At 68.5% G+C, this 26104-nt stretch carries 22 protein-coding genes; 12 read left to right on the top strand and 10 right to left on the bottom strand.

Going from position 1 to position 26104, the window contains the following annotated elements:
* Positions 1-122: 122 nt before the first annotated feature.
* Positions 123-2000, bottom strand: a complete 1878-nt coding sequence (locus tag ACGFH6_RS02965) for an MFS transporter (RefSeq protein ID WP_393379974.1) — start codon at positions 1998-2000, stop codon at positions 123-125.
* 84 nt (positions 2001-2084) lie between these two features.
* Here ACGFH6_RS02965 and ACGFH6_RS02960 point away from each other — a divergent pair, with 84 nt between their 5' ends.
* On the top strand, positions 2085-2912 hold the full coding sequence (locus ACGFH6_RS02960; protein WP_393379973.1) for a DUF3027 domain-containing protein: 828 nt from the start codon (positions 2085-2087) through the stop codon (positions 2910-2912).
* 200 nt (positions 2913-3112) lie between these two features.
* Here the strand turns inward: ACGFH6_RS02960 and ACGFH6_RS02955 are convergent, their stop codons facing one another.
* Positions 3113-3424 (bottom strand): DUF2530 domain-containing protein, encoded by a 312-nt coding sequence (locus tag ACGFH6_RS02955; protein WP_393379971.1) that lies wholly within the window; start codon positions 3422-3424, stop codon positions 3113-3115.
* A gap of 96 nt (positions 3425-3520) precedes the next feature.
* On the opposite strand from ACGFH6_RS02955, the gene ACGFH6_RS02950 reads away from it, so the two are divergent.
* Positions 3521-5011 carry an NCS2 family permease gene (locus ACGFH6_RS02950; protein ID WP_393379969.1) on the top strand — a complete coding sequence of 497 codons (1491 nt, stop codon included), beginning with the start codon at positions 3521-3523 and terminating at the stop codon, positions 5009-5011.
* 124 nt (positions 5012-5135) lie between these two features.
* On the top strand, positions 5136-7148 hold the full coding sequence (locus ACGFH6_RS02945) for an alpha/beta fold hydrolase (RefSeq protein WP_393379967.1): 2013 nt from the start codon (positions 5136-5138) through the stop codon (positions 7146-7148).
* Here the strand turns inward: ACGFH6_RS02945 and ACGFH6_RS02940 are convergent.
* Entirely contained in the window at positions 7145-7696 is a 552-nt protein-coding gene (locus ACGFH6_RS02940) for a GNAT family N-acetyltransferase (RefSeq protein WP_393379966.1), read from the bottom strand. The genes ACGFH6_RS02945 and ACGFH6_RS02940 overlap by 4 nt on opposite strands.
* A gap of 48 nt (positions 7697-7744) precedes the next feature.
* Entirely contained in the window at positions 7745-8821 is a 1077-nt protein-coding gene (locus ACGFH6_RS02935) for a hypothetical protein (protein WP_393379964.1), read from the bottom strand.
* 122 nt (positions 8822-8943) lie between these two features.
* Here ACGFH6_RS02935 and ACGFH6_RS02930 point away from each other — a divergent pair, with 122 nt between their 5' ends.
* Genes ACGFH6_RS02930 through ACGFH6_RS02920 form a run of 3 tightly spaced genes read left to right on the top strand, consistent with a single transcriptional unit; the run spans position 8944 to position 12212 of the window.
* The gene (locus tag ACGFH6_RS02930) at positions 8944-9393 is read left to right on the top strand and encodes a MarR family winged helix-turn-helix transcriptional regulator (protein WP_131518819.1); all 450 of its coding nucleotides are present in this window, start codon (positions 8944-8946) and stop codon (positions 9391-9393) included.
* Positions 9390-10754 (top strand): MFS transporter, encoded by a 1365-nt coding sequence (locus ACGFH6_RS02925; protein WP_393379962.1) that lies wholly within the window; start codon positions 9390-9392, stop codon positions 10752-10754. Before ACGFH6_RS02930 ends, ACGFH6_RS02925 begins: the two co-directional genes overlap by 4 nt.
* 48 nt (positions 10755-10802) lie before the next feature.
* Entirely contained in the window at positions 10803-12212 is a 1410-nt protein-coding gene (locus ACGFH6_RS02920; RefSeq protein ID WP_393379960.1) for a mycothione reductase, read from the top strand.
* Here the strand turns inward: ACGFH6_RS02920 and ACGFH6_RS02915 are convergent.
* Positions 12195-13649, bottom strand: coding sequence for an LLM class flavin-dependent oxidoreductase (locus ACGFH6_RS02915; protein ID WP_393379958.1), 1455 nt, complete (start codon positions 13647-13649; stop codon positions 12195-12197). The two genes, ACGFH6_RS02920 and ACGFH6_RS02915, sit on opposite strands and share 18 nt — an antisense overlap.
* Positions 13650-13682: 33 nt before the next feature.
* Here ACGFH6_RS02915 and thpR point away from each other — a divergent pair, with 33 nt between their 5' ends.
* The 5 genes from thpR (at position 13683) to ACGFH6_RS02890 (ending at position 18277) form a co-directional block, all read left to right on the top strand.
* Positions 13683-14246 (top strand): RNA 2',3'-cyclic phosphodiesterase, encoded by a 564-nt coding sequence (thpR, locus tag ACGFH6_RS02910; RefSeq protein ID WP_393379956.1) that lies wholly within the window; start codon positions 13683-13685, stop codon positions 14244-14246.
* 46 nt (positions 14247-14292) lie between these two features.
* Complete coding sequence (gene efeU / locus ACGFH6_RS02905; protein ID WP_393379954.1) at positions 14293-15138, top strand: iron uptake transporter permease EfeU; 846 nt, start codon at positions 14293-14295, stop codon at positions 15136-15138.
* A 27-nt stretch (positions 15139-15165) separates the two neighbouring features.
* Positions 15166-16308, top strand: coding sequence for an iron uptake system protein EfeO (gene efeO / locus ACGFH6_RS02900; RefSeq protein WP_393379952.1), 1143 nt, complete (start codon positions 15166-15168; stop codon positions 16306-16308).
* Positions 16305-17555 (top strand): iron uptake transporter deferrochelatase/peroxidase subunit, encoded by a 1251-nt coding sequence (efeB, locus tag ACGFH6_RS02895; protein WP_393379950.1) that lies wholly within the window; start codon positions 16305-16307, stop codon positions 17553-17555. The genes efeO and efeB overlap by 4 nt, the downstream gene beginning before the upstream one ends.
* Positions 17556-17632: 77 nt before the next feature.
* Positions 17633-18277 carry a hypothetical protein gene (locus ACGFH6_RS02890; protein WP_393379949.1) on the top strand — a complete coding sequence of 215 codons (645 nt, stop codon included), beginning with the start codon at positions 17633-17635 and terminating at the stop codon, positions 18275-18277.
* A gap of 42 nt (positions 18278-18319) precedes the next feature.
* Here ACGFH6_RS02890 and ACGFH6_RS02885 read toward each other — a convergent pair whose 3' ends face one another.
* The 5 genes from ACGFH6_RS02885 to ACGFH6_RS02865 form a co-directional block, all read right to left on the bottom strand.
* Positions 18320-19417 (bottom strand): ScyD/ScyE family protein, encoded by a 1098-nt coding sequence (locus ACGFH6_RS02885; RefSeq protein WP_393379947.1) that lies wholly within the window; start codon positions 19415-19417, stop codon positions 18320-18322.
* A 140-nt stretch (positions 19418-19557) separates the two neighbouring features.
* Positions 19558-20397, bottom strand: coding sequence for a carbohydrate ABC transporter permease (locus tag ACGFH6_RS02880; RefSeq protein WP_393379946.1), 840 nt, complete (start codon positions 20395-20397; stop codon positions 19558-19560).
* Positions 20390-21373: a carbohydrate ABC transporter permease gene (locus ACGFH6_RS02875; RefSeq protein ID WP_393379944.1), complete on the bottom strand. Its 984-nt coding sequence runs from the start codon at positions 21371-21373 to the stop codon at positions 20390-20392. The genes ACGFH6_RS02880 and ACGFH6_RS02875 overlap by 8 nt, the downstream gene beginning before the upstream one ends.
* A gap of 91 nt (positions 21374-21464) precedes the next feature.
* Positions 21465-22784, bottom strand: a complete 1320-nt coding sequence (locus ACGFH6_RS02870) for an ABC transporter substrate-binding protein (protein WP_393379942.1) — start codon at positions 22782-22784, stop codon at positions 21465-21467.
* Between the two features lie 408 nt (positions 22785-23192).
* Positions 23193-24281 (bottom strand): LacI family DNA-binding transcriptional regulator, encoded by a 1089-nt coding sequence (locus tag ACGFH6_RS02865; RefSeq protein ID WP_393379941.1) that lies wholly within the window; start codon positions 24279-24281, stop codon positions 23193-23195.
* Positions 24282-24367: 86 nt separating this feature from the next.
* Between ACGFH6_RS02865 and ACGFH6_RS02860 the strand changes: the two genes are divergently transcribed.
* Positions 24368-26014, top strand: a complete 1647-nt coding sequence (locus tag ACGFH6_RS02860; protein WP_393379939.1) for an acyltransferase — start codon at positions 24368-24370, stop codon at positions 26012-26014.
* Positions 26015-26104 lie beyond the last annotated feature (90 nt).

Here is a 26104-nt window from a genome sequence, read left to right as displayed (position 1 = left end):
CCCCGGCGCACCCGCGCCGGGGCTTCACCGGACCTCCAGGCCATCGCAATGGTCGCGACTCCGCCCGGGCTGAGCGCCAGGCCGGCCGGGGCGGCGAGATTGTGATGGCCCGCCGGTCCGTTTCAGCGGGGTGGGCGGCGCCCGCCGGGGCGGCGTTTGAAGACGCGTCGGTCGTGCTCGGGCTCGCGTTCGACGGTCGGCTCCTCGGACCACCGGGCCTGGTCCTCGAGCGTGTCCTCGTCGTCGTCCTGCTGGCCGCTCCACCACCGTCCGACCGGCTGCTCTCCGGGGCCTCCTTGCCCAGCGGGTGGCTTCTGGTCCTCGATCCTCAGCTCCACCGTCGGCTCGTCGTACCGGCCGGAGCGCTTGGCCCGGTTCGCGCGCTGCTCGGCGACGCTGGTGGTCAGGATCGTGCGGCTCGTGCTGGTCGGATGCTCAGACTCCGCGTCGCTCGCCCGGTGCGGCGCATCGCCGGACGGCCGGTGCGGCTCGCCGCCGCCGGGCCTGTGGCCAGGCCCGCCCTCGGCCCGCAGGCCGGTCGGCAGTGGCTTCGACGGCTTCATCCGGATGACCAGGAAGACCACGGCGAGCAGGACGACTGCCAGGAAGCCGAAGCCGAGCCGCGGGATCAGCGGCAGCACGATGCCGCAGCCGCCGCCGATCACCCAGGCCAGTTGCAGCACCGTCTCCGAACGTGCGAAGACCGACGTACGCACGGACTCCGCGACGTCGCGCTGGATCATCGCGTCCAGCGACAGCTTCCCGAGCGAACTGCACAGACCCGCGATCAGGCCGAGTGCGATCAGGCTCGGGAACCCGTACAGCACCGCCACCGCGACCGCGAGCGTCGCGTCCACGATCAGCACCACCAGCACGACCACCTCGGGTTTTCGTGCCTTGAGCAACGATCCGCTCAGGGTGCCGAGGCTGTTGCCGATCCCGGCCGCGGCGATCACCGCGGCGACCGCGATCGCGCCGTCGACCCCACTGATCGGTTTGTCCCGGAGCAGGAAGGCCAGATACATGGTGAGGAAGCCGGACACGAACCGGAGTCCGAGGTTGCATCGGATGCCGCGGGCCACCGCCGAGGTGATCGCCCTGCGCCGCGCGTCGCGCCCCGCCGTACCGGTGATCTCCTCGTCCGCGGGGGAGTCGACCGCGCTGGGCAGCCGGATCGCGAGGATCAGGCCGATCGTGTACATGACCGCGGCCCAGCGCAGCGACCACTGCGGCCCGATCGCGGCGAACGCTCCCGCGATGACCGCGCCGACGGTCGCGCCCACGACACCGGCCAGCGAGATCCGGGAGTTGGCCGTGACGAGCGTGATCTCCTTCGGCAGCAGCCGCGGTACGGCGGAGGCGCGGGTCACGCCGTACGCCTTGGACGCGACCAGGCAACCGAGGGCGGCCGGGTAGAGCCAGGCCGAGCCCGAGCCGGTCATCGACGCGGCGAGGCTCCAGACCAGGAAGCCGCGGAGACCGAGCGTCGCGCCGATCGCCCAGCGGCGGCCGTGGCGGAACCGGTCCAGGATCGGTCCGATCAGCGGCGCCATCAGGGCGAACGGCGCCATCGTCAGCAGCAGGAACAGGGCGACACGGTCGCGGGCCTGGTCGCTCGGCACGGTGAAGAACACCGTCCCGGCCAGCGAGACCGCGAACGCGGTGTCTCCGGCGGCGTTGACCGCGCCCAGCTCGATCAGCCGGGACAGGCCCGATTCGCGGGCGCCCTGAGCGCCCGTCAGCCCGCGGATCCGGCGGCCGGTGGCCCGGCCGACCTTGCCACCCACGACGGCTGTTTTCTTCGATGCGCTCGCGAACCCGGTCGCGCCGACCTTCGAGGCGTGGCCGACCTTCTTGCTCGCAGTGCCCAGCTTGTCCCGCGCGTCGCTGAACCGATCACCGGGGGTCTTCCCCGCCGTCGACTGCCCGCCGGTCGGTCGCTCGCCGGCGGGCTTTCCGCCCGGCGTCGACTTCGGGTCGGCGGGGTCTGGGCTGTGCATGGAACCATCCTGCCTCCTGCAGGGGACAGACCGTAGTCACGGCGCGTTCGGAACACCGGCTCGGCCGTGCGAGAATGGGCGATTGTGACTCCCGTCAGAACTCCGGAACCGGTGCGTGCCAAGGCCGACGCGGTCAGTGTCGCGGCGGTCGACCCTGCCCGTGAGGCAGCGATCGAGGAGGCCGGTACCGCGCAGGTCGGGGAGTACCTCGGTCATTCGGTCGAGGGTGAGCGCCTCGTCACCCACTACTTCGCCTCCACCCACCCGGGCTACCGGGGCTGGCGGTGGGCGGTCACGGTGACCCGCGCCTCCCGGGCGAAGACGGTCACGGTCAACGAGGTCGTCATGCTCCCCGGCGAGGCGGCAGTCGTCGCGCCGGAGTGGGTCCCGTGGTCCGAGCGCGTCCAGCCGGGCGACCTCCGCCCCGGCGACCTGTTCCCGACCCACGCCGACGACCCGCGCCTCGAGGCCGGCTTCACCGACACCGGCGCCCCGGACGACGTACGCGCGGTCGTCGACGAACTCGGCCTGGGCCGGGAGCGCGTGCTCTCGCCGTTCGGTCGTGAGGAAGCGGCCGAGCGCTGGTACGCCGGCGACTTCGGACCCAGCGCTCCGATCGCGCAGGCCGTCCCGTACAAGTGCCACTCGTGCGGCTACTGGATCCGCCTGGCCGACAGCCTCGGCCAAGCCTTCGGCATCTGCGCGAACGAGATGGCCCCGGGCGAGGGCCGCGTCGTCGCGTACGACTACGGCTGCGGCGCGCACTCCGACGCGGTCATCGACCTCCCGGACCAGCCGTCCGCCGAACACGCCTTCGACACCACCGGCTACGACACCCTCGAACTAGCCGACGCCGTCCAGTCCGAGGTCGAAGCCGCCGCCGAACCAGAATCGGACGACGAACTCAAGTAAAGGTCCGCTCGCGCACACCCATCCAGCCTTGGGTTCTAGGGCGTGTCTCCCAATCCCACGCCTACTGCGCGGCGCTCGGCGGGCACCTCGCTGAGCTGGAGCGAAGGGCACGATGGAACCACATCGAGCCCTCCGCTCCAGCTCACCGAGGCACTCCGCCGAGCACCTGCTCGCTACGGCGTGGAATTGGGAGACACGCCCTAGTCCTCTTGTTCTGGGCGGTGGCCGGCTTGGATGGCGGCCCAGCGGCGGCGGCAGTACCAGAGGCCGATGAGACCGAGGCCGAAGCCGGCGACGGTGACCCAGAGCCACCATTCGAGGCCGTCCTCTTTGAGGTCGTCGCGGAAGATCAGGACGACGACGAACGCGACCGCCCAGGCGATGATCCCGACGATGACGCTGGGGATGCCGGACAGGTCGAGCGGTTTCACCTCGGCATGGACCAGTTCGCCGCGGGCGAGCTGGCTCGTGGGGTCGTTCCGCTTCTTCGACGCCTCCCGTTCGTCTGACACGGCACCACCTTAGTACCCACCACCCACGTTCCCCGCAGCGGAACGGTTTTGCATCAGTGCTCGCAACCGGTGGGCAGGAACTGGCACGATGCGGGCATGAGCTCGCCCCAGGCCGCGACGGCCCGCTCCGGATCGAATGTCGTCGACTCGTACTTCAAGATCAGCCAACGTGGATCCACTCTCAGCCGGGAGATCCGTGGCGGGCTGGTCACGTTCTTCACGATGGCCTACATCGTGGTGCTGAACCCGCTGATCATCGGCACCGTGCCGGACGGCGACGGCCAGCTCGTCGGCGGTGGCACCAGTACGGCGGCCTCGATCGCGAAGATCGCGGTCGCCACGGCGCTGGTCGCCGGCGTGGTCACCATCCTGATGGGTGTACTGGCGAACTTCCCGCTCGCGCTGGCCACCGGCCTCGGCCTGAACGCGTTCATCGCGTTCTCGGTTGCGACCAAGATGACCTGGGCCGACGCGATGGGCCTGGTGGTGCTGGAGGGCCTGATCATCCTGGTCCTAGTGCTGTCCGGGTTCCGGAAAGCTGTGTTCGAGGCGGTGCCACTGCAGCTGAAGGTCGCGATCAGCGTCGGCATCGGCCTGTTCATCGCGTTCATCGGCTTCGTCGACGCCGGCTTCGTCCGGCGCCCGGCGGCACTGACCGGGCCGCCGGTCGAGCTCGGCGTCGGCGGCAACCTCCGCGGCTGGCCGGTGCTGGTGTTCGTGGTCGGCCTGATCCTGATCGTGACGCTGTACGCGCGGAAGGTGAAGGGCGCCATCCTGATCGGCATCCTGGGCGCGACCGTGCTCTCGATCGTGATCGAGGCGATCGCCGGGATCGGTGCCCGCAGCGACAAGAACCCGGGCGGCTGGGGACTGAGCGTGCCGAAGCTGCCGGACAACTGGTTCACCACACCGAACCTGGACACGATCGGCGAGTTCAGCCTGTTCGGGTCGTTCGAGCGGGTCGGCGTGATCTCCGCACTGCTGCTGGTCTTCACGCTGATGCTGGCCGACTTCTTCGACACGATGGGCACGATGACCGCGATCGGCGCGGAGGCCGGGCTGCTCGACAAGGAGGGCAACCCGCCGAACGCGCAGCGCATCCTGATCGTCGACAGCGTCGCGGCAGCCGCCGGTGGCGCCGCCTCGGTCTCGAGCAACACGTCGTACATCGAGTCGGCGTCCGGTGTGGGTGAAGGTGCCCGGACCGGGCTGGCGAGCGTGGTGACCGGGATCTGCTTCCTGATCTCGATGGTGGTCGCGCCGCTGGTCACGCTGGTGCCGTACGAAGCGGCGACGCCGGCGTTGATCCTGGTCGGGTTCCTGATGATGGCCCAGGTCAAGGGGATCAACTTCGATGACTTCGACATCGCGTTCCCGGCGTTCCTGACCATCATCCTGATGCCGTTCACGTACTCGATCACGGCCGGCATCGGCGCGGGCTTCGTGGCGTACGTCATCCTGAAGCTGGTCCGGGGCAGGACGCGCGACATTCACCCGCTGATGTGGATCGTGTCGGCGCTGTTCGTCTTGTACTTCGCGATCGGCCCACTCAGCGACTGGCTCACCTATCCCAAGCCGGACGGGTGAGCTGGGGGCGGCGTACTGTCCGGGAGTGGATCCTGTTGACGCGTTTCCTGCACAGTCTGCTCGTACTGGTCGGTTCACGCTTGGTCTGCCTCGTGCGTTCACGCTGTCTCCGGACGGGGAGCGTGTGCTCTTCCTTCGGACCCGTGGGCCGGAGGACCGGACCGGTTGCCTCTGGTCGCTCGATCTGAACGACGGTCAGGAGCATCTCCTGGTCGCGCCGGAGAACCTCGGAGACGACGGGCCGGTGCCCGAGGCCGAGCTGATCCGGCGGGAGCGGAGCCGTGAGCGCACTGCCGGCGTCGTCGCGTACTCGACCGATCGTGCGGCCCGCCGGGTCGCGTTCGCGGTGAAAGGTGATCTGTACCAGCTCGACCTCGACAGCCCGGAGCGCCGGCCGGTAGCTGTGCCAACCGCGGGACCGGTCGTCGATCCGCGCATCGACCCAACCGGGCGCCGGGTCGCGTACGTGACGGGTCGCGCACTACATGTAGTGGAGCTTGCTACTGGCAACGATCGGCAACTGGCCGCGGACCCGGACCCCGAGGTCGCCTGGGGTCTGCCTGAGCACGTCGCTGCGGAGTCGATGCAGCGGAACCGCGGCCACTGGTGGTCTCCCGACGGCACCCGGTTGCTGGCGGCAAGGGTCGACCAGACCCCGGTCCAGCGCTGGTGGATCGCGGACCCGGCCAACCCTGGCCGAAAGCCCCGCGAAATCCCGTACCCCGCCGCTGGTACGCCGAACGCCCTCGTCACCCTGCACGCCTTCGACGTGTCCGGCGACTCGGGTGCCCAGCGCTCGCTGGACAATCCCGGCGGAGTCGAGCTGCGGTGGGACAGGGCGGCGTACGAGTATCTGACTTCGGCCGGCTGGGACTCGCACGGGCCGCTGATCGGTGTGCAGTCGCGCGACCAACGCACGCTGCAGGTACGAGCGGCCGACCCGGACACCGGTGAGACGCACCTTGTGCACGAGCAGCGTGATTCCGCCTGGGTCGAGCTCATCGCCGGAACCCCGGCACGCACCGAATCGGGCCGCCTCGTCCACACCGAGGACGCAGGGGAGACCCGGCGGCTGCTGGTCGGCGGAGAAGCGGTCACTCCCGACGGTCTGCAGGTCCGCGCCGTCCTGGATGTCTCAGGCGAGGCGGTCCTCTTCGAGGCGAACGACGAGCCGACCGAGCGCCACCTTTGGCTGTACGACGCGACCGGGCTGCATCAGCTGAGCGAAGGCGCAGGCATCCACACCGGAAGCCGCGTCCCCGGTGCGCTCCTGGTGGTCTCCAACACCGAGTCCGGCCGATCGTTCGTCGCGCGGAGGGATGGCCGACCGGACCGAGCGATCAGAGCGCTCAACGCCAAGCCAGTGCTCACTCCGCGGATCACCTGGTTGCAGGCCGGCGAACTGCAACTTCGGGCCGCCCTACTGCTGCCGTCCTGGCATCAGCCCGGCGACGCACCGCTGCCGGTCCTGATGTCGCCGTACGGCGGTCCCGCCGGGCAGCTTGCGGTGCGGGCCACCGGTGCGTGGTTCGCCACCGCTCAGTGGTACGCCGAAGCCGGGTTCGCCGTGATCATCGCCGACGGCCGGGGTACGCCGGGACGCGGTCCGGCGTGGGAGAAGACAGTCCATCTCGACACCATGGCGGCTCCGCTCGAGGATCAGGTGACGGCGTTGCGCTCGGTCGCGGAGCAGACCGGCGCCCTCGATCTGACCAAGGTCGCCATGCAGGGCTGGAGCTACGGCGGACTTCTCGCCGCGGCTGCTGTCCTCCGCCGGCCGGACGTCTTCCATGCGGCGATCGCCGGCGCTCCCCCGAGCGACTCGCGGATGTACGACACGCATTGGCGCGAGCGGTTCCTGGGACATCCCGATGAGAACCCCGAGGTCTACGACCGCTCGTCACTGCTCACCTACGCGGCCGGCCTCCGTCGCCCTCTACTGCTGGTGCACGGCCTCGCCGACGACAATGTGGTTGCCGCCCACACCCTGCGGCTGTCGGCCGCGTTGCTCGCGGCCGGCCGGCAGCATCAGGTGCTGCCGCTGTCCGGGGCCACCCACATGCCCACCGACGCGGCGACCCTGGAAGGACTGATGCTCCACGAACTGCGCTTCCTGAAGGAGGCCCTCGGCCTCTAGGACCCAGTACTCCGCGGGTCCGGCTTCCAGTCCTGGGCGAGGAGGCCGAGCAGCACCTCGTCCAGGAACTCGCCCATCACCCAGGCCGAGGAGCGCAGCACACCCTCGCGGACGAAGCCGTTCCGCTCGGCCGAGCGCAGCATCGCGGCGTTGTCCGACAGCGTCTCGATCTGCAGCCGCTGCAGGCCACGCACGACGAAACCGTAGTGGCACAACACCGCGACCACGTCCGTGCCGTAGCCCTTGCCGCGGCAGGACGGCAGCAGGCCCAACCCGATGTGCGCGGACCGGTTGTGGTTGTCGATATTCCACAACGTCGCGGTACCGGCCAGGGCGCCGCCGTCCAGTTCGATCACGGAGAACGGGACGCGCACCTGTTCCTCGTCGTCCACGACGAGCCGCGAGTCCTTCGCGCCGGGCGTGATCGGCCGCCACGGCCGGCCTTCGGACCGCGCGGCGTTGACCACATCGTCGTACAGCTCGGCGCGCAGGATCGGGATGTCTTCCTCGTGCCGGGCCCTGAGCGCGATCTTGCTGCCTGTCAGCATGCAAGCTTCCTATCCGACCGGGCCGGTCAGCGGCAAACCAATAAGCACCTAGGCCGTCGTACGCCGCAGCTCGAGGTACTCCGCCCGTGCGGCGAACAGCTCACGCAGTTCCGTGCTGACGTGGTCGAGGAACTCGGTCCGGTACGTCGAGTCGGTCAGCAGCGCGATGGAGTAGTACAGCCCCGTGAAGTTGGCGATGCCGATGGCAACCTTCACCAGCGCTTCGCTGATCAGCATCTGGTGATCCAGCAGATCGATGCGATACGACCAGGAGCCGGGGGTGATGCCCCACAGCTCATAGATGTGCTCGCTGATCGCGAGCATGCCGAAGGCGACGAAGAAGAGCCCGACCCCGGCGCTCACCACCAGCGCCTGCATCCACTGCCGGATGACCAGGCTGATGCTGATGTTCATCCGCTGGATCCGGCGCAGCGGTGGACCGGAGCCGGCGTCACGCTCGATCGCGTCCACCTCCCGGGGCAGGCGGATCAGCAGGAACAAGGTGCTCAGGACAGTGAAGGCGACCACCGAGACGACGATGAACGCGACCGGCATCCCGGCGAACACCTGCCACATCTCCGTGTTCACGAACAGCACCAGTGAGAACACCAGCAGCAACGGCAGCGCCCGGACCAGGCTGGCCACGGAGTTCGCGAGCTCGCTCGCGAGCCGGCGCAGGCTCCAGAAGATCGTCCCGATCAGCCCGTAGCCGATCACGACGTACACCACGCCGACCAGCAGGAGGTTGCCGATGGCAACGCCGAAGAACTGGCGGAACTGGCCCTGGGTGACCACGGGCAACAGCGCTGGGAGCAGGACGAAGACAGCCAGCTCGGGTACGCCGAACCGGGTTGGCAGCGACCAGAAGGGGCGGCCGCGGAAGCCGTTCAGCAGGCCGAAGCCGGCGATCAGCACCAGCATGGCGCCCAGCGCCGCGAGCACGTTCACCCAGACCGGCCACTGCAGCGAGGTCGCCCCGAGCACCTCGGCCAGGAACACCAGCACCAGCAGCGGCGTGGCCCGGGTGAAGATGTCGTGTGTCGGCGAGAAGTCTTCGATGAACAACGGCAGCCCCGCCCGCCGGAACCGTTGCTCGAACCGCGCCAGCTCAGCACTCGTCCCCATGCCCGCGAACTCTAGTGCCCTGCGTCGGAGACTAGCGGCCCGCCGTCGTCACCGGGTGACCGGGAATAGCATCTGACGGTAATGCGTTTTCGTTAGCAAAGGTAATGAGTTAAGGTAACGGTATGCCCGAAGTCGTAGCACAGCAGGTGAAGAGTGACGTCGGGCTGGCGAGTGCCCTGCGGTCGTCGACCCTGCGCCTGTCCCGCCAGATCCGGCGGCAGCGCGAGCCCGGTCACGACCTCAGCGCCAACCAGCTCAGCGTGCTCGGCGCGTTGTCCAAGCACGAGGCGATGACGATCGGTGAGCTGGCCGCCCATGAGCAGGTCAAGCCGCCGTCGATGACGCGGATCGTGACCAACATGGAGGAGGCGGGGCTGGTCGTGCGCCGCCCGCATCCGACCGACAAGCGCCAGATCATGGTCGAACTGACGGCGAAGGCCGGCGAGCTCATCCACGCCAACCGGCGGCGCCGCGACGAGTGGCTGCAGACCAAGCTCAAGCAACTGACCCACGAGGAGCGCGACATCCTGCGCAAAGCAGCCCCTGTTCTCGAACGCCTGGCGGCCACATGAGTCCGACCTTCCGCGCGTTCAAAGTCCGTAACTTCCGTCTCTACGCCTCCGGTGCGATCGTGTCGAACGTCGGCACCTGGATGCAGCGGGTCGCCCAGGACTGGCTGGTCCTGGAGCTGACCCATTCCGGTACGGCGCTCGGCATCGTCACCGGACTGCAGTTCCTGCCCGCCCTGCTGCTCGGCCCGTACGCCGGCCTGGTCGCCGACCGCTTGCCGAAGCGGACGGTGCTGACCTGCACCCAGATCGCGATGGCCTCCGTCGCCCTGGTCCTCGGCAGCCTCACCATCGCCGGGGTCGTCCAGCCCTGGCACGTGTACCTGCTGGCCCTGCTGTTCGGCGTCGGCACTGCCTTCGACGCCCCGACCCGGCAGTCCTTCGTGGTCGAGATGGTCGGCCGCGACGAGCTGTCCAACGCCGTCGGGCTGAACTCGGCGTCCTTCAACGCGGCCCGGCTGCTCGGCCCGGCGCTGGCCGGTCTGCTGATCAACTGGATCGGCACCGGTCCGGTCATCCTGATCAACGGCTTCACCTACGCGGCCGTGATCGTGTCGCTGCGGCTGATGCGCGTCCACGAGTTGCACACACCCACTCCCGCGGGCCGGGAGAAGGGCATGATCCGCGACGGCATGCGCTACCTGTGGCGCCGGCCGGACCTGATGATGGTGCTGGTCGCGGTGTTCTTCGCGGGCACCTTCGGCCTGAACTTCCAGCTGACCTCGGCGCTGATGGCGACCCAGACGTTCCACAAGGGCGCGGGGGAGTACGGCATCCTCGGCTCCGTGCTCGCGATCGGCTCGCTGTCCGGTGCGCTGCTGGCGGCCCGGAGGGTCCGGATCCGGGCTCGCCTGGTGATCGGCGCCGCACTCGCCTTCGGTGTTTTCGAGATCATCAGCGCGGTGATGCCGACGTACCTGACCTTCGCGGTCGTGCTGCCGCTGGTCGGGCTGGCCTCGCTGACCATGCTGACCTCGGCGAACGCGACCATGCAGCTCAGTATCGAGCCGAGCATGCGCGGCCGGGTGATGGCGCTCTACATGACGGTCCTGATGGGCGGTTCGCCGCTCGGGTCGCCGTTCATCGGCTGGGTCGGCCAGGAGTTCGGCGCCCGCTACACGCTGATCGTCGGCGGTGGACTGACGGTGCTGGGCACGGTCGGATCGGTGCTGTACTTCTCCCGCCGTCGCGGACTCGCGATCCGGCCGCGACTGCTGCCCCGCCCGCGGCTGGAGGTGCTGCCACAGACCGAGCTCCTCGGCGAGAAGGCCGTGGTCGACTCCGGTCCGCAGACCGAGGTTGTCGCCGCGGTGAAGTCCGAGCCCCTCGACGACACCAAGGAGCTGGGCCCCCGGGTCGCCTGACGTACGCCTGCTCGGAAGGCGGCTGGGGTCACAGGGGCACAATGGGGTGTGACCCATTACGACCTGGTGATTATCGGGACCGGCTCCGGCAACACGATCGTGAACCGGCGGTTCGCGGACTGGAAGGTGGCGATCGTCGAGCGTGGCACGTTCGGCGGGACCTGCCTGAACGTGGGCTGCATCCCCACCAAGATGTTCGTGCACACCGCCGACCTGGCCGCCACCCCGTCGATCAGTTCCCGGTACGGCGTCGACGAGGAGCTGATCGGGGTGCGCTGGCCGGAGGTCCGGGACCGGATCTTCGACCGGATCGACCCGATCGCCGCGTCCGGCTCGGAGTACCGGCACCACCACGCCGACAACGCGAACGTCACCGTGTACGACGGCACCGGCCGGTTCACCGGGACCAAGGAGCTGACGGTCGACGGCAAGGACGGCCGGACCAGCGTGATCACGGCCGACCGGTACGTGCTCGCGGCCGGCAGCCGGCCGATCATCCCGTTCATCCCCGGCCTCGAGGAGACCGGCTACCACACGTCGAACACGATCATGCGGCTGGAGAAGCTGCCGCGCCGGCTCGGCATCATCGGCAGCGGTTTCGTCGCCGCCGAGTTCGCCCACATCTTCTCGTCGTACGGCGTCGACGTCACGCTGATCGCCCGGTCGGAACTGCTGCTGCGCCACGAGGACGCCGACATCGCCCAGCGCTTCACCGAGCTCGCCCGCGGCAAGTACGACGTACGCCTCGACCACGAGACGATCGGGGTGGCCCGCAACGACGACGGGTCGATCCTGATCCGGACGCTGTATCCGGACGGCGCCGACAAGATCGAGGTCGACGAGCTCCTGATCGCCGTCGGCCGTACGCCGAACTCCGACGTACTGGACCTGGATGCCACCGGCGTCGAGGTCGACAACGAGGGCCGGGTGGTCGTCGACGAGTACCAGCAGACCACTGTCGACGGCATCTACGCGCTCGGTGACGTGACCACGCCGCACCAGCTCAAGCACGTCGCGAATCACGAGGCGCGCGTGGTGAAACACAACCTGCTCAACCCCACCGACCGGATCAAGGCCGACCACCGCTTCGTCCCGCACGCTGTCTTCAGCTCGCCGCAGATCGCGTCCGTCGGCCTGACCGAGGAGGAGGCTCGCGAGCGCGGCATCGAGTACGTCGTCGGCCGTGAGAACTACGCCGACATCGCGTACGGCTGGGCGATGGAGGACACCAGCGGGTTCGCGAAGATCCTCGCCGACCCGAAGTCCGGCCAGATCATCGGCTGCCACATCATCGGCCCGCAGGCGTCCTCGGTGATCCAGCCCGTCATCCAGGCGATGAGCTTCGGCCTGGACGCCTACTCGATGGCCCGGAACCAATACTGGATCCACCCGGCGATGTCCGAACTGATCGAGAACGCCCTGCTGCATCTGGACCTGAAGCTAGACGCGGAAGGCTGAGATCACCTCGCCGGCCGTCTCGAGGGTGTCGAGGTCGGGCAGGCTGATCATCACCTCGGCCGCACCGGCCTCGGACAGTTCGCGGAAGCGGCCGATCTGGTCGTCGACGGTGCCCGCGTTGACCGACGCGGCGTAGCGGGCCGGGTTCTGGTTGCGTGGGCGGAGCCGCTCGACCAGGTCGTCCACAGCCCGGGAGTCCTTGCCCACAAGGGTTGTGGACAGATGGGTCAGCTCGACGGGACGGTCGAACTCACGCAGGTAGTCGGCATGCTTGCGGACCGCGGTGGCGTCACCGAAGACGTTCACCGCATCCGCATGACGCGCGGCCAGCCGTAGGGTCCGGCGTCCACTCCCGCCGACCAGCACCGGCAGATGCTCCTGCAGTGGCCGCGGATAACAAGTGGTGTCCGGTACGTCGAGCACCTTGCCGTGGAACGGTTTGTTGCCTGGTCCCCATAAAACCGGCAGCAACTGCAGCGCGTCCTCGAGCAGCGCATACCGCTCGGCCACCGGCGGGAACGTCCATCCGTACGCCTTGTGCTCGGCCTCGAACCACGCGAGCCCGACGCCGCACACGGCCCGCCCGCCACTCAGTACGTCGAGCGTCGCCGCGATCTTCCCCAGATGTGCGACGTTCCGGTAGGTGATCCCCGAGACCAGAGTCCCCAACCGCATCCGCGTCGTACAGGCAGCCAGATAGCCGAGCGTCGTCCAGCTCTCCAGGAAGTCGTCCCAGGCGCGCCCCACCTGCGGGATCTGCCGGAAGTGGTCCATCACATAGATCGCGTCGAACCCGGCGGCCTCGGCCCGGACCGCGACGTCCCGGATCCAATCGGCCGTCCCGGCCCGTCCGGCCTTGTGCGTGTAGCTGCTCAACTGCAGTCCGAATCGCAGCGCCGCCGGAGCTTCCGACTGCCTGGTTGCCGCGGCCCCCGCATCCACGAACGCCTCGGGCACGACGCGCAGCGCGGTCGGCTGCAGTACGTCGTCGTACCCCTCGAGCGGCAACTCCTTCTTCACGGCCGTCCATGAGCGCAGTTGGCTGGTGAGCACGTCGGCAGGGATGCGCTTCAGCCGTTCGCGGTTCCTCCGCCGGCACTCGGCGGCCGGGGTGTCGAAACCGACCGCGACACAAGGCATCCCGGCCGCACGGGCCAGCTCGAGCCATCGCAGTCGCCGATCCTTGTCCAGGCCCAGCGTGTCGATCACCGTCGTCAGCCGCCGGCTGATCCGTTGCCGGACCACCTCTTCCAGCAGCGCGAACGCGTCCGCACTCGCGGCCAGGTCGTCCTCCCCGGCCCCGACCAGCGCCCGCAGCCGGTCACTCGACACGATCAGCCCGTCGGCGAACCGCTCCGCCGCCCACGTCGACTTCCCCGCCGCCCCCGGCCCGACCAGAATCACCACACACGGCGACGGCAACTTCCGCTCTTCCACAAAAGCAGTTTCCACCACAGATACAGTCTTCGGATGCGATTGTTCGTGGCTGTGGTGCCACCTGTGGAGGTAGTGGAGGATCTGAGCGAGTTCGTCGAACCCAGGCGGCAGCATCCGGATGACGACATCCGGTGGGCCGCGGACGAGCACTGGCACATCACGCTGGCGTTCCTGGGCGACGTGCCGGACTGGAAGACCGATGAACTGGGGGAGCGGCTGGAGGGCGCCGCGAAGCGGCAGAAGCCGTTCGAGGTGCAGGTGACCGGAGCGGGCGCCTTTCCGGGCGTGCCCGACGCGCGTGTTCTGTACGCCGGGATCCGCGACGACACCGAGTCGCTCGCGCACCTGGCGATGACGACTCGTTCCGCGGCGAACCGTGCCGGCGTGATGGTGGAGGGCCGGAAGTTCACCCCGCATCTGACCCTGGCCCGGCTGCGGCGGCCGGTCGACGTGACCCGTTGGGTGCGGATCTTCGATGGGTACGAGGGGCCCGTGTGGACGGCGGGATCACTGCGCCTGATCGAGTCCCGGCTCGGCGAGGGGCCCGGCCACAGTGCGGCGTACACCACAGTAGGCGAATGGGACTTCTTAGGTTAACCTCAGGAAGGTTAGCCGTACCTAATGACGTGAAAGAGTCCCCGCCATGCTCGCGAACTATCTGATCGGACTCCGTGAAGGCCTCGAGGCATCGCTGGTCGTCAGCATCCTCGCCACCTTCCTGGTCAAGTCAGGGCATCGGGATCGACTCAAACTGGTCTGGATCGGAGTGGTCGCGGCGCTGGCCGTCGCGGCCGCCGCTTGGGGGCTGCTGCAGTTCGTCACAGCGCTGACCGCCAAGTCGTTCACCACCCAGGAGACCGTCGGTGGCGTGATGTCGATCCTCGCGGTCGGCTTCGTCACCTGGATGATCTTCTGGATGCGCAAGGCCTCCCGCAGCATCGCGAGGGAGCTGCGCGACCGGATGGGCCAGGCGCTCGAGGTCGGCGCCCGGGCCGTCGTCATCCTGGCCTTCCTGGCGGTGTTCCGGGAGAGCATCGAGACCGCCTTCATCGTGTACGCGTCGGCCGCCACCGCGACCACCGCCGTACCGTTCATCGGCGTGCTGCTCGGTCTGGCCACCTCGGTCCTGCTCGGCGTCGCGATCTACCGCGGCGCGGTGAAGGTCAACCTGGCGGTGTTCTTCAAGTGGACCGGCGCGATCCTGATCCTGGTCGCGGCCGGCATCTTCGCCTACGGCTTCCACGACCTGCAGGAGGCGGGCATCCTGCCCGGGCTGCAGCACCTCGCCTTCGACATCTCGCACGTGATCCCGCCGGACAGCTGGTACGGCGTACTGCTGAAGGGCATCTTCAACTTCAACCCCGCGCCGACCGTCCTCGAGGCGGTCGCGTGGCTGGCGTACCTCGTCCCCGTGCTGGTGCTGTACTTCCGCCCGGTCAAGACCAGCACGCCGCCCGCCGTACCGGCCAAGACCGCCGAAGCGGCCTGATCCCACCCTCACCCGTCCAGGAGAACCATGTTCACGTCCACGACCCGCGGGGTCATCGCTCTCGGCGCAGTACTGGGGCTCGCCACGCTGACCGGCTGTGCGGATGACAAGCCGGCCGCCGCGGCCGACGACGGCACCGGCCCGGTGTCGGTCAAGGCGACCGACTCGGCGTGCGACCTCAGCCGCCGCGACGTGAAGTCCGGCACCAGCACGTTCTCGGTCTCCAACGGCGGCAGCAAGGTCACCGAGTTCTACGTGTACGCCGAGGGCGACCGGGTGATGGGCGAGGTCGAGAACATCGGCCCCGGGCTGAAGCGTGACCTGATCGTCGAGCTGCCGACCGGCAAGTACCAGGCCGTCTGCAAGCCCGGCATGGTCGGCGACGGAATCCGCGGCGACCTCACCGTCGCCGGCGACGCAGCGGCCCAGGTCGACGAGGACACCCTGCTGAAGCAGGCCACCGACAGCTACCAGCGGTACGTGAACTCGCAGGCGGTCGCGCTGGAGCAGAAGACCACCGAGTTCGTCACCGCGGTGAAGGCCGGCGACGTGGCCAAGGCCAAGGAGCTCTTCCCGGTGTCGCGGACGTACTGGGAGCGGATCGAGCCGGTCGCGGAGTCGTTCGGTGACCTGGACCCGAAGATCGACGCCCGGGTGAACGACGTCGAGCCGGGCACCGAGTGGACCGGGTACCACCGGATCGAGCAGGCGCTCTGGGTCTCCAACACCACCAAAGGCATGGAGAAGTACGCCGACCAGCTGCTGGTCGACGTGAAGACAGTGGTGGCGAAGGCCAAGGTCGTCAAGCTCAACCCGCTGCAGCTGGCCAACGGTGCGAAGGAGCTGCTGGACGAGGTTGCCACCGGCAAGATCACCGGTGAGGAGGACCGCTACTCGCACACCGACCTGTGGGACTTCCAGGCCAACGTGGAGGGTTCGCAGGCGGCAGTCCAGGCGCTCCGCCCGGCACTGCAGGCCCGGGACGCGGCGCTGGTCGCCTCGCTCGACACCAACTTCAAGGCGGTCTTCGCCGCGGTCGACAAGTACCGCGAGGGCGACGGCTTCAAGCCGTACCAGGTCAGTGAGGCGGAGAAGAAGGAGCTCAGCCGGGTCGTGGACGGTCTGGCCGAGCCGGTCAGCAAGGTTGCGGGAGTGATCGCGAAGAAATGACCGAAGGTAAAGGCATCTCCCGCCGTGGCCTGTTCGGCGCGGCGGGTGTCGCCGTGGCCACCGGAGTCGCCGGGTACGCCGCGCACTCGGCGCTGACCGGCGAGGAGTCGCAGGCCGCGGACAACACCGGCCCCGTCGAGTTCCACGGACCGCACCAGGCCGGGATCGTGACACCAGTCCAGGACCGGCTGCACTTCGCCGCGTTCGACGTGACCACGACCAACCGGGACGACCTGATCGCCCTGCTGAAGGAGTGGACGGCCGCGGCCGCGCTGATGACAGCTGGTCGCGACATCGGCCAGTACGGCGCGGTGAACGGACCGGATGAGGCACCGCCGGAGGACACCGGTGAGGCGGTCGGCCTGCCGCCGGCCCGGCTGACGCTGACCATCGGGTTCGGGCCCTCGCTGTTCGACAAGCGGTTCGGGCTGGCAGCCAAGCGTCCCAAGGCGCTGGTGGATCTGCCGCACTTCATCGGCGACGACCTCGACCCGAACCGGTCCGGCGGCGACATTGCCGTCCAGGCGTGCTCGGACGATCCGCAGGTCGCGGTGCACGCGATCCGCAACCTGGCCCGGATCGGCTTCGGCCGGGTCGCGGTCCGCTATTCGCAGCTCGGGTTCGGCCGGACCTCGTCCACGTCGAAGGCGCAGGCCACCCCGCGCAACCTGTTCGGGTTCAAGGACGGCACGAACAACCTCAAGCTGGAGGACACCGACAAGCTCGAGCAGCAGCTGTGGGTGCAACCGGAGGACGGTCCGGACTGGATGGTCGGTGGCTCGTACCTGGTGTCACGGCGGATCCGGATGAACATCGAGATCTGGGACCGTACGTCGCTGGGCGAGCAGGAGACCATTATCGGCCGGGGCAAGGGCACCGGGGCGCCGCTGGGCAAGGCGGACGAGTTCGACGCGATCGACTTCGCCGCCAAGACCTCCGACGGCGAACCGAAGGTCCCGATGGACTCGCACATCCGGCTGGCGCACCCGCAGTTCAACAAGGGTGCCGAGTTGCTCCGCCGCGGTTACAACTTCGTCGACGGCTCGGACGGTCTCGGCCGGCTGGACGCGGGGCTGTTCTTCCTCGCCTACCAGCGGGATCCGCGCAAGCAGTTCATTCCGATCCAGAACCAGTTGGCCCGCAGCGACACGATGAACGAGTACATCCACCACGTCGGCTCCGGCATCTTCGCCTGTCCGGCCGGCGTGACCCCGGGCTCCTACTGGGGCGAGAAGCTCTTCGCCTGACCTGAACCGTCGGGTCCGTACATTGCGGTCATGGACCAGCAGAACGGACCTGGCCAGCCGTACGGCTCAGGACAACCGTGGTGTTCGTCGTCGTACGTCTGACCGGCTCCGACGACGACACCGCCGGCGGTACGACGGGGCAGTCGCAAGGTCCGGTGGCGCCATCCGCCGAGAGCTCGTCCTCGGCCGGCAGCTCACCCTCGACCGAGGACTCGCCCTCGGTTCCGCGGCCGACCATGGCGGTCACGGACTGCCTCCAGTGCTTCCCGGACGTGAAGATCAGCGCGTTGTCGGCGAAGTTGAGGGCCAAGGGGTGGGTGTGCACGGCCCGCGACGACACCAGTGCAGAGTGCAAGAAGACGAACGATCAGGACACCATCACGATCAACGGCGGGGGCGCGCGCGACAAGACGCTGGTCAGCAGCCTCACGTTGCACAGCTTCAGCGGTGGAGCCGGCGCCTACCCGCAGGGTAAGGCCCAGTCGGTGGCCAAGTCGCGAGCCGAGCTCCCGTTCGTCGTGGCCGCACTGTTCTCGGACGCCGGCGTCCGGGGACAGGTCACCACCTGGCTGCACATCAACGTTCCGGACTGCGGTACGGAGGGCACCATCGGGGGCTACAGGGTGTCCTGTGAGAAGCCGTCCGCCATGACGGTCGGCGCAGGGACGAAGACGGTCACCAGTTGGTCCATCCACGTGACCTTCGACGGCCGCCGCATCTGATCCGTGCCGTCGGCTCGAGGGCCGACGGCACGGACGTTCAGGTCAGTGCAGTGGGATTGCGATGACCTGGCCGATGTCGGCGCAGACGCCACAGTTGGACACGTACGCCTTACCGTTCCTGATCGCCAGTCCGGTGGGCATCGTCAAGCCTTCGCTGGCGATGACCGTCCGCTTGCCGTGCTTGTCGACCCGGATGAGTGCACCGGTCGGGTCACCAGACAGCAGGCCGTTGTGGGCGATCTCCAGTACGTACAGTGCCTTGTCCGGCCCGAACGCGATGTCGATGATGTTGGTGAACCCACCGATCGCCACCTTGGGCTGTCCGTTGTGGCCGATGCGATAGACATTCGCGCCGCCGACCGGGAACGGGAACCCGGTGAGCTGGCCGACGTAGAGCGCGCCGTCCGGGCCGCGGGTCACCGTCGTCGGCACCGCCTGCATCGGGATGTCCGGGCCGCCCGCCGGATTCGGCACGAGCCGCGGCGGGAAGACGGCCAGCGTGGAGATGCGGCCGTGCGAGCGCACCCCGAGCAGAGCGTTTCCGCCTGCGTCCGCAACGACCTGGCCGCTCTTGGTCAGCAGCAGGCCCTGCGGATTGGTGTCCGGCAGTCCGCGGTCGGGGTTCGCGGCGAGCTCGTACGCGCCGATGTCCGCGACGACCTTGAAGGTGGGCTTGGGCACCTTCGCGCGGATCAGCGTCGCGGCGAGCTGTCCGTTCGCAGGTAGTTGACTCCGCAGGCCCGGGTCGTCGCCGAGACCGAGGGTCACGTACAGCTTGCCGCTGCCGTTGAGCCCCACGTCGGACGGTCCGAACACCTCGTCCGTGCCCTGCAAGGCAAACGACGGGAGTCCGGTGAGCACCCGTTTCTGGTGCCCGCGCCTCACCTGGGTGACCGCGCCGGTGGCGCCGTAGCAGATCTGCCCGAGCGGGTGCGGTATGCAAGGTCCGGCGCCGCCGATGCCTGCCTCGGCGACGTAGAGCGTCCCGTTCGGAGCGAATCCCAGGCCGCGTGGGCTGTCGAGGCCGGTGGCGATCACTCGCCAACGAGTGCTGTGTGCGTCCGCCGGTACGACCGGCAGGACGGTGAGACTCAACCCCGTGATCAGTGCTGTGCTGATGACCGTCAAGCGTCGGAACATGTCCCCTCCCAAGGTGTTACGACCCCCTCCTCACCTCCGAGTCTGCGCGTGTCCGCCCCCGCCGTCACGTGCTCGGGGCACGCTGACATGCCGACGGCCCCGGACAGAGCCGGGGCCGTCGGCAGAGCGTAGTACTGCGACTACTTGACGGCGCCCGCGGTGACGCCGGCGACGAAGTGTCGCTGGGCGAGCAGGAAGCCGATCACTACGGGGACGCTGACGACGAGGGCGGCGGCCATGATCTGGTTCCAGTAGATGTTCGTCTGGGTGGAGTACTGGCGCAGGCCGACGGACAGGGTGCGATTGGCCTCTGTCGTCATCACCGACGCGAACAGGACCTCACCCCACGCGGTCATGAACGAGTAGATCGCGACCGCGATGACACCGGGCCGCGCGGCCGGGAGTACGACGCGCCACAGAGCGCCCATCGGGCCGCAGCCGTCCACCAGCGCCGCTTCGTCCAGCTCCCTCGGGATGCTGTCGAAGTACCCGGCCAGCATCCAGATCGAGAACGGCAGGCTGAACGTCAGGTACGTGATGATCAGCCCGAGCCGGGTGCCGACCAGCTGCAGCCCGAACGAGTTGTTGATGTTCACGAAGATCAGGAACAGCGGGAGCAGGAACAGCACACCGGGGAACATCTGCGTCGACAGCACCGTGGTGGTGAACACGGTCCGGCCGCGGAACTTGAACCGCGACACCGCGAACGCGGCCAGGATCGCGAGCACCACCGACAGCACCGTCGCGGCCACCGAGACCACCGTGCTGTTCACGAAGTACCGGGCCAGCGGGACCGTCTTCCACATGTCCACGAACGGCGCGATGGTCAGGTTCGAGGGCCACCAGGTGAAGGCGCCCTGGACGTCCTTCAGCGGTTTCAGCGACGAGGTGATCATCACGTACAGCGGGATCAGGACGAACAGCCCGAGGACGACCAGGACGACACCCCGGTAGACCTTGAAGCCTCTGGTCTCACGCACGGCGCGACCTCCTTCCCGTGATGAGCAGATAGGCGCCGGTGACGATCATCAGGAAGATCAGCAGCAGCACGGACATCGCCGCACCGGTGCCGAAGTTCCAGGTCAGGAACGACGCGTTGTAGATGTGGAAGGTGATCAGGTCACCGGCCGGCGGCTGCGCCGTACCGAACAGCACGTACGGCGTGTTGAAGTCGCTGAACGTCCACAGGAACAGCACCAGCACGAGCACCAGGTTGACCGGCCGCAGCGACGGCAGCGTGATGTTGCGCCACTGCCGCAGGTTGCCGGCCCCGTCCACCGCCGCGGCCTCGTAGACATCCCGCGGGATGCTCTGCAGGCCGGCCATCAGGGTCAGGAACGCGAACGTCCACAGCTTCCAGGTCGCGACCGTGATCAGCGAGACGAGCGCGTTGCTGCCGATCAGCCAGAACGGCCGGTCGGAGGTCAGGTGCAGGTTGTCCACCAGCACGTGGTTCACCACGCCGGTGTCACGCTGCAGCATGAAGTTCCAGGTCAGGATCCCGGCGTACGCCGGCAACGCGTAGGGGACCAGGAACAGCGTGCGGACGAGACTGCGGCCCCGGAACTGCGGCTGCAGCGCGACCGCCGCGGCCATCCCGAACACCCACGAGAGCCCGACGGTGATCAGCGAGAAGGCGACGGTGATCCCGAACGACTTCAGCAGGCCCTCGCCGACCGCGTTGTTGAAGTCCAGCGCGACCTTGTAGTTGTTGAGGCCGGCGCTCGGAGCGGCGGACCAGTTCGCGATGTAGAACTTGGTCAGTTTGACGAAGCTCATCCAGATGCCGACGAACATCGGAACGATGTGGATGAGCAGTTCCGCCAGCACCGCCGGTGCCAGCAGGAGGTAGGGCAGCCACCGGTTCAGACCGGGCCGGTGCTCCGGGCCGCGCTTCTTGTTCTTCGCGGGCTTGGCCTCGGCCGCCGGCCGTGCTTCGGATGTGGCGACGGACATCGTCTAGGTCGCCTCCTGTCTTGTCGGGATCGGTGGTGGGCTGACGCGGCCAGTGGCCCGGACGGCGTCGTCCGGGCCACTGGGCGTGGCGTCAGCTACTCGCGGCCACCTGATCCTCGGCGGTCTTCAGGGCCGCCTTCACATCGTCGGCGGTCACCGTCCCGCCGGTGGCGATCTTGGCGAACATGCTGTTCATCGCCTTGCCGACGGTGCTCTCGAACTGGTCCTCGGCCGGCACCAGCGGCAGCGGCTTGGACTTGGTGTTGTACACGTCCTGGAAGGTCGCGGCCTCGGTCGCGTCGGTGGTGAACACCGGCTTGGCGTCCTTCAGCACCGGCAGCGAGGAGAACGGCTTGCCCAGCGTGGTCTGGGTGGTCGCGTCCGTCATGTACTTGACGAACTTCAGCGCCGCGTCCTTGTGCTTGGTGTTCTTGAAGACCGACAGGTTGATGCCGGCGACGTGGCTGGCCACCTGCTCACCGCCGGCCGGGGCCGGGAACGGCACGACGCCGTACTCGCCGGCCTTCATGCCGTTGGCAACGATCGAGGAGTCGGCGTTGTTCTGGTTGATGACCATCGCGACCTTCTTGGTGGCGAAGTCGTTCACCGACTTGGTGCCGTTGTCGTACTGCGCGTTGGACGGGTTCGCGACCTTGTCCTTCTGCATCAGGTCGAGGTACCGCAGCACGCCCTGCACGTTGCCGTCACCGGTGAAGGTCGGCTTGCCGTCGCTGTTGAACCAGTCGGCCTTGTTCTGCGCGGCGTTGATGAAGGCGAAGTGCACGTTCTCGGTGTAGCTGCCGGCCGCCAGCGCCATGCCCCACTGCTTCTTCGCGGGGTTGGTCAGCTTCTGCGCGTCGGTGACCATCTCTTCCCAGGTCTTCGGCGGCTGCAGGCCGGCCGCGGCGAACATCGCCTTGTTGTAGTACAGGCCGTAGGCCAGACCGTAGAGCGGGACCGAGGTCGGGTCGGTGCCTTCCTTGCCGCCGGTCGCCAGGGCCGTCGGCACGAACTTGTCCTTGCCACCGATCGCGCTCATCGCGTCGCCGTCGAACGGCAGGAACGCGTCGGTCGCCTGCAGCGAGGCGGCCCAGGTGTTACCGATGTTGACCACGTCCGGCGCCTGGCCGGAGGTGATGGCGGTCTGGATCCGGGTCTGGAGGTCGTTCCAGCCGATCACCTCGAGGTTGACCTTGATGCCGGTGTCCTGGGTGAACTTCTGCAGGACCGGGGTCAGCACCTCCTTGTCGTTGTCCAGGCTGGTGCCCTGGTTGCTGGCCCAGTAGGTCAGCGTCTGGTCTCCACCCGAACCACCGCCGGAGGAATCACCCGAGTCGCTGCCACCGCAGGCGGCCAGGCTGATTCCCAAGGCGGTCACCGCTGCCGCGGCTACAAGCGAACGCAGTCTCACGTCGGACTCCCTCGTCCCGTCGAGCCTCCACGGACCTGTGAAGGCGGATCGGCCCCATAGTGGCCTAACCGGTTAAGTTTCGAAACCCTAACCGGTTCAGTAGAGGCGTGTTCGTTACTACCTCGTGACCCGACCAACCTTCACCCCCGGCCGGGCAAGCGCAATCCGACACACTCCGGATCCGCCCGAATTCACACAGTCTTCAAAGAGCCCCGCAAAGCCCCTCCGCCCCTCCGTCACCCCCGACGCCGTCGCATTCGGCCCGACGCCGGAGCATTTCGACGGATATCCCCTCGCGTTGCCGGTTCTCCAGTCATCTCGAGGCGGGACAACCGTCGATTTGAGCGGACAACCCCTCAAATGGCCCAGGGCAGGGGCGGCCGGCGGGCGCGGTGGGGGGTGGGGGGGTCAGCGGGTGGGGGCGGGGCCGGTCGACTCGCGGATGTGGAGTTCGCCGGGCGGTGCTTCCTCGTGCAGGTCGGTTTCGCCCGCCGCGACCCGGAACAGCAGGTCGGCCGCGGCGCGGCCGCGTTCCATCGTCTTCTGGTCGATCGCGGTGATGCCGGGCCGGGCCAGTTCGCACAGGGGCGAGTCGTCCCAGGCCAGGATCGAGACCTCGCCGGGGACCGCCGTACCGAGGTCCATCGCGACCCGGAGCGAGGCGACCGCCATCAGGTCGTTGCCGAGCACGATCGCGGTCGGCGGGTTCGGCCCGGTCAGCAGCACCCGGGTCTGCTCCGCGCCGTCGTCGTACCGGTAGCTGCCCTCGATGTGCCGGACCCGGATCCCGCGCCGCTCGGCGTGCTCGTGCAGCATCCGCACCCGCAGTTGCTCGTGCACGAACGTGAACGGCCCGCTGATGTGCGCGATGTCGCGGTGCCCGAGCCCGGCCAGGTGGTCGAGCAGCAGCGTGACGGTCTCCTCGGGCGAGCTGATCAGCCGGCCGGCGTGGTCGTTCGGCGCGTTCGAGCTGACCACCACGCACGGCACCCCGAGGTCCTGCAGCAGCGGGATCCGCGGGTCGTCGTCGTGCTCGTCGAACAGGATGAACCCGTCGACCCGCCCCTGCCGCGACCATCGCCGCAGTACGTCGAGGTCCTCGCCGTGCTCGCCGGTCAGCCGGAGCAGCAGCGACGAGTCGACCTCGTTCAGGTACTGCTCGATGCCGACCAGGGTGCGCATGTAGAACGCTTCGGTGGAGATCAGCGCCGGGTCGCGGGCGATCACGATGCCGATCGTCCGGGTCCGGCTGGCCGACAGCGCCACGGCGGCCGAGTTGGGGTGGAAGCCGAGCTCGTCGGCCAGGGCCAGAACCCGCTGCCGGGTCTCCTCGCTGACGCCGGCCCGGCCGTTCAGCGCGTAGGAGACCGATGCCTTCGAGATCTGCAGACGGCGCGCGAGATCGCTGATCGTGACTCGGTGACTCCGGCGCCCACCACTGCTCGCCGGACCGTCGTCAGCGGTCTGACCGCCGGCCAGAGATCCGGGTGTCGTCATGGTTGTTCCCTACCCCGCACAGACGGGAGAGTAGCAGCGCCGGTTTTGGCCAGGCGCGGATCGCGAGTCTTGGATAGCGTTATCCCATGACATCTGCTGAGCCGCTGCGACTCGATTTCCTGCCCTGGGAGTACCACCGGATCGCCACCGACGAGGAGCGTGAACGGCAGGCCGAGCGGCAGCGGCGGCTGGGCGGGTCGCTTACGCTCGCCGGCACGGCGTACGTCGCCGAGTCGGCCGCGGTGTACTGCGACGAGCTCGAGATGGGGGAGCGGTCGTACATCGCGGCGCACGCCTACGTCACCGGCCACATCGCGCTGGGATCGGACTCGACCATCAATCCGTTCTCGGCGGTGAGGGGCCGGATCACGATCGGTGACGGCGTGCGGATCGGGGCGCATACGTCCCTGCTCGCGTTCAACCACGGCACCGCGTCGGGTCAGCCGATCTTCCGGCAGCCGCACACGGCGCTCGGTATCACGGTCGGTGACGACGTCTGGATCGGCTCGAACGTGACGATCCTGGACGGGGTGACGGTCGGACCGCATTCGATCATCGGTGCTGGTGCGGTGGTCACGAAGGACGTTCCGGCCAGCACGGTCGTGGCCGGCAATCCGGCCCGGGTGCTCCGGTCCCGCGAGCCGGGCGCTTCGGCGGCTCCAACGTCTGATCTGGCCTCGCGCCTGACCGCCTTCGCCGCCAAGGCGCGTGACCAGGTGGACGACGTACTGGCCCGCTGCTGGGACGGCGAGCGCTTCGTCGACCGCCCGGGGCTCGATCACGAACCTGCGATCCGCCCGTGGTGCGACGCGATCGAGATCGCCGACGTACTGCTGCGTCGTACCCCCGCGGGTCACACCCGCGACGACCTGGTACGCCGCCTCCGCGCGCGGCAGGATCCGAAGAGCGGACTGGTCGCGCCGGGGGACCTCGCTGACGTCGGTCTCGAGGTCCCGTCCGACGCCGGACTCGCTGTGCTGGAAGGGCCGGCGAGCTACCACATCCTGTGCGTCGGGTACGCGTTGCAGGTCCTGGGCAGCAGCTTCGAGCACCCGATCCGGACCGACTTCGAGCCGGACGAACTCGACCGTCTGCCGTGGGCACGGCACGCCTGGTCGGCGGGTTCCGCGATCGACGCCTTGGGCACCGCACTCGCCCGGAATCTCCATGACCACAAGGAAACCGGGCCCTTGATGACGTTGCTCGGCTGGCTGACCGTCCGGGCCGATCCGTCGAGCGGCGCGTGGGGTCAGCCGCATCCGGACGACGGCTGGTTGCAGGTCGTCAACGGTTTCTACCGCCTGACCCGTGGTACGTATGCGCAGTTCGGCCTTCCGCTGCCGTACCCGGAGCAGGCCGTGAAGACTGTGCTTGCCCATAGCAATGACCGCCGGATGTTCAGTGGCGACAACTACAACTCCTGCAACGTGCTGGACGTGATCCACCCGTTGTGGCTGGCGCGCAAGCAGACGAGCGTCGGGCTGGACGAGGGGAAGCGCTGGGCCGAGGATCAGCTCAGCCGGATCCTGGAGCGCTGGGTCGACGGTGAAGGCTTCGCCTTCGCGCCCGACGGCACCGACGACCGCGCGATCCCCGGTCTTCAGGGCACCGAGATGTGGCTCGCCATCATCTGGCTGCTGTCCGACTACCTCGGCCTGTCCGACGCCCTCGGCTACCGCCCCCGCGGCGTCCACCGCCCCGAGCCACTGGTCAGCAACTACCCACTGGGGTGATCTGCCCGGACGGGGGTCCACTAGCCTGAGCGAGTGGACCCCCGCACCCGTCGTCTCGTCACCTCTGTCGTCCTGGCGGCGCTTGTCGCG

The sequence above is a fragment of the Kribbella sp. NPDC049227 genome, assembly GCF_043197265.1.
Taxonomy (GTDB): domain Bacteria; phylum Actinomycetota; class Actinomycetes; order Propionibacteriales; family Kribbellaceae; genus Kribbella.
The sequence above is the reverse complement of the archived record's forward strand: the minus strand, read 5'-3'. Positions and strand labels throughout refer to the sequence as shown.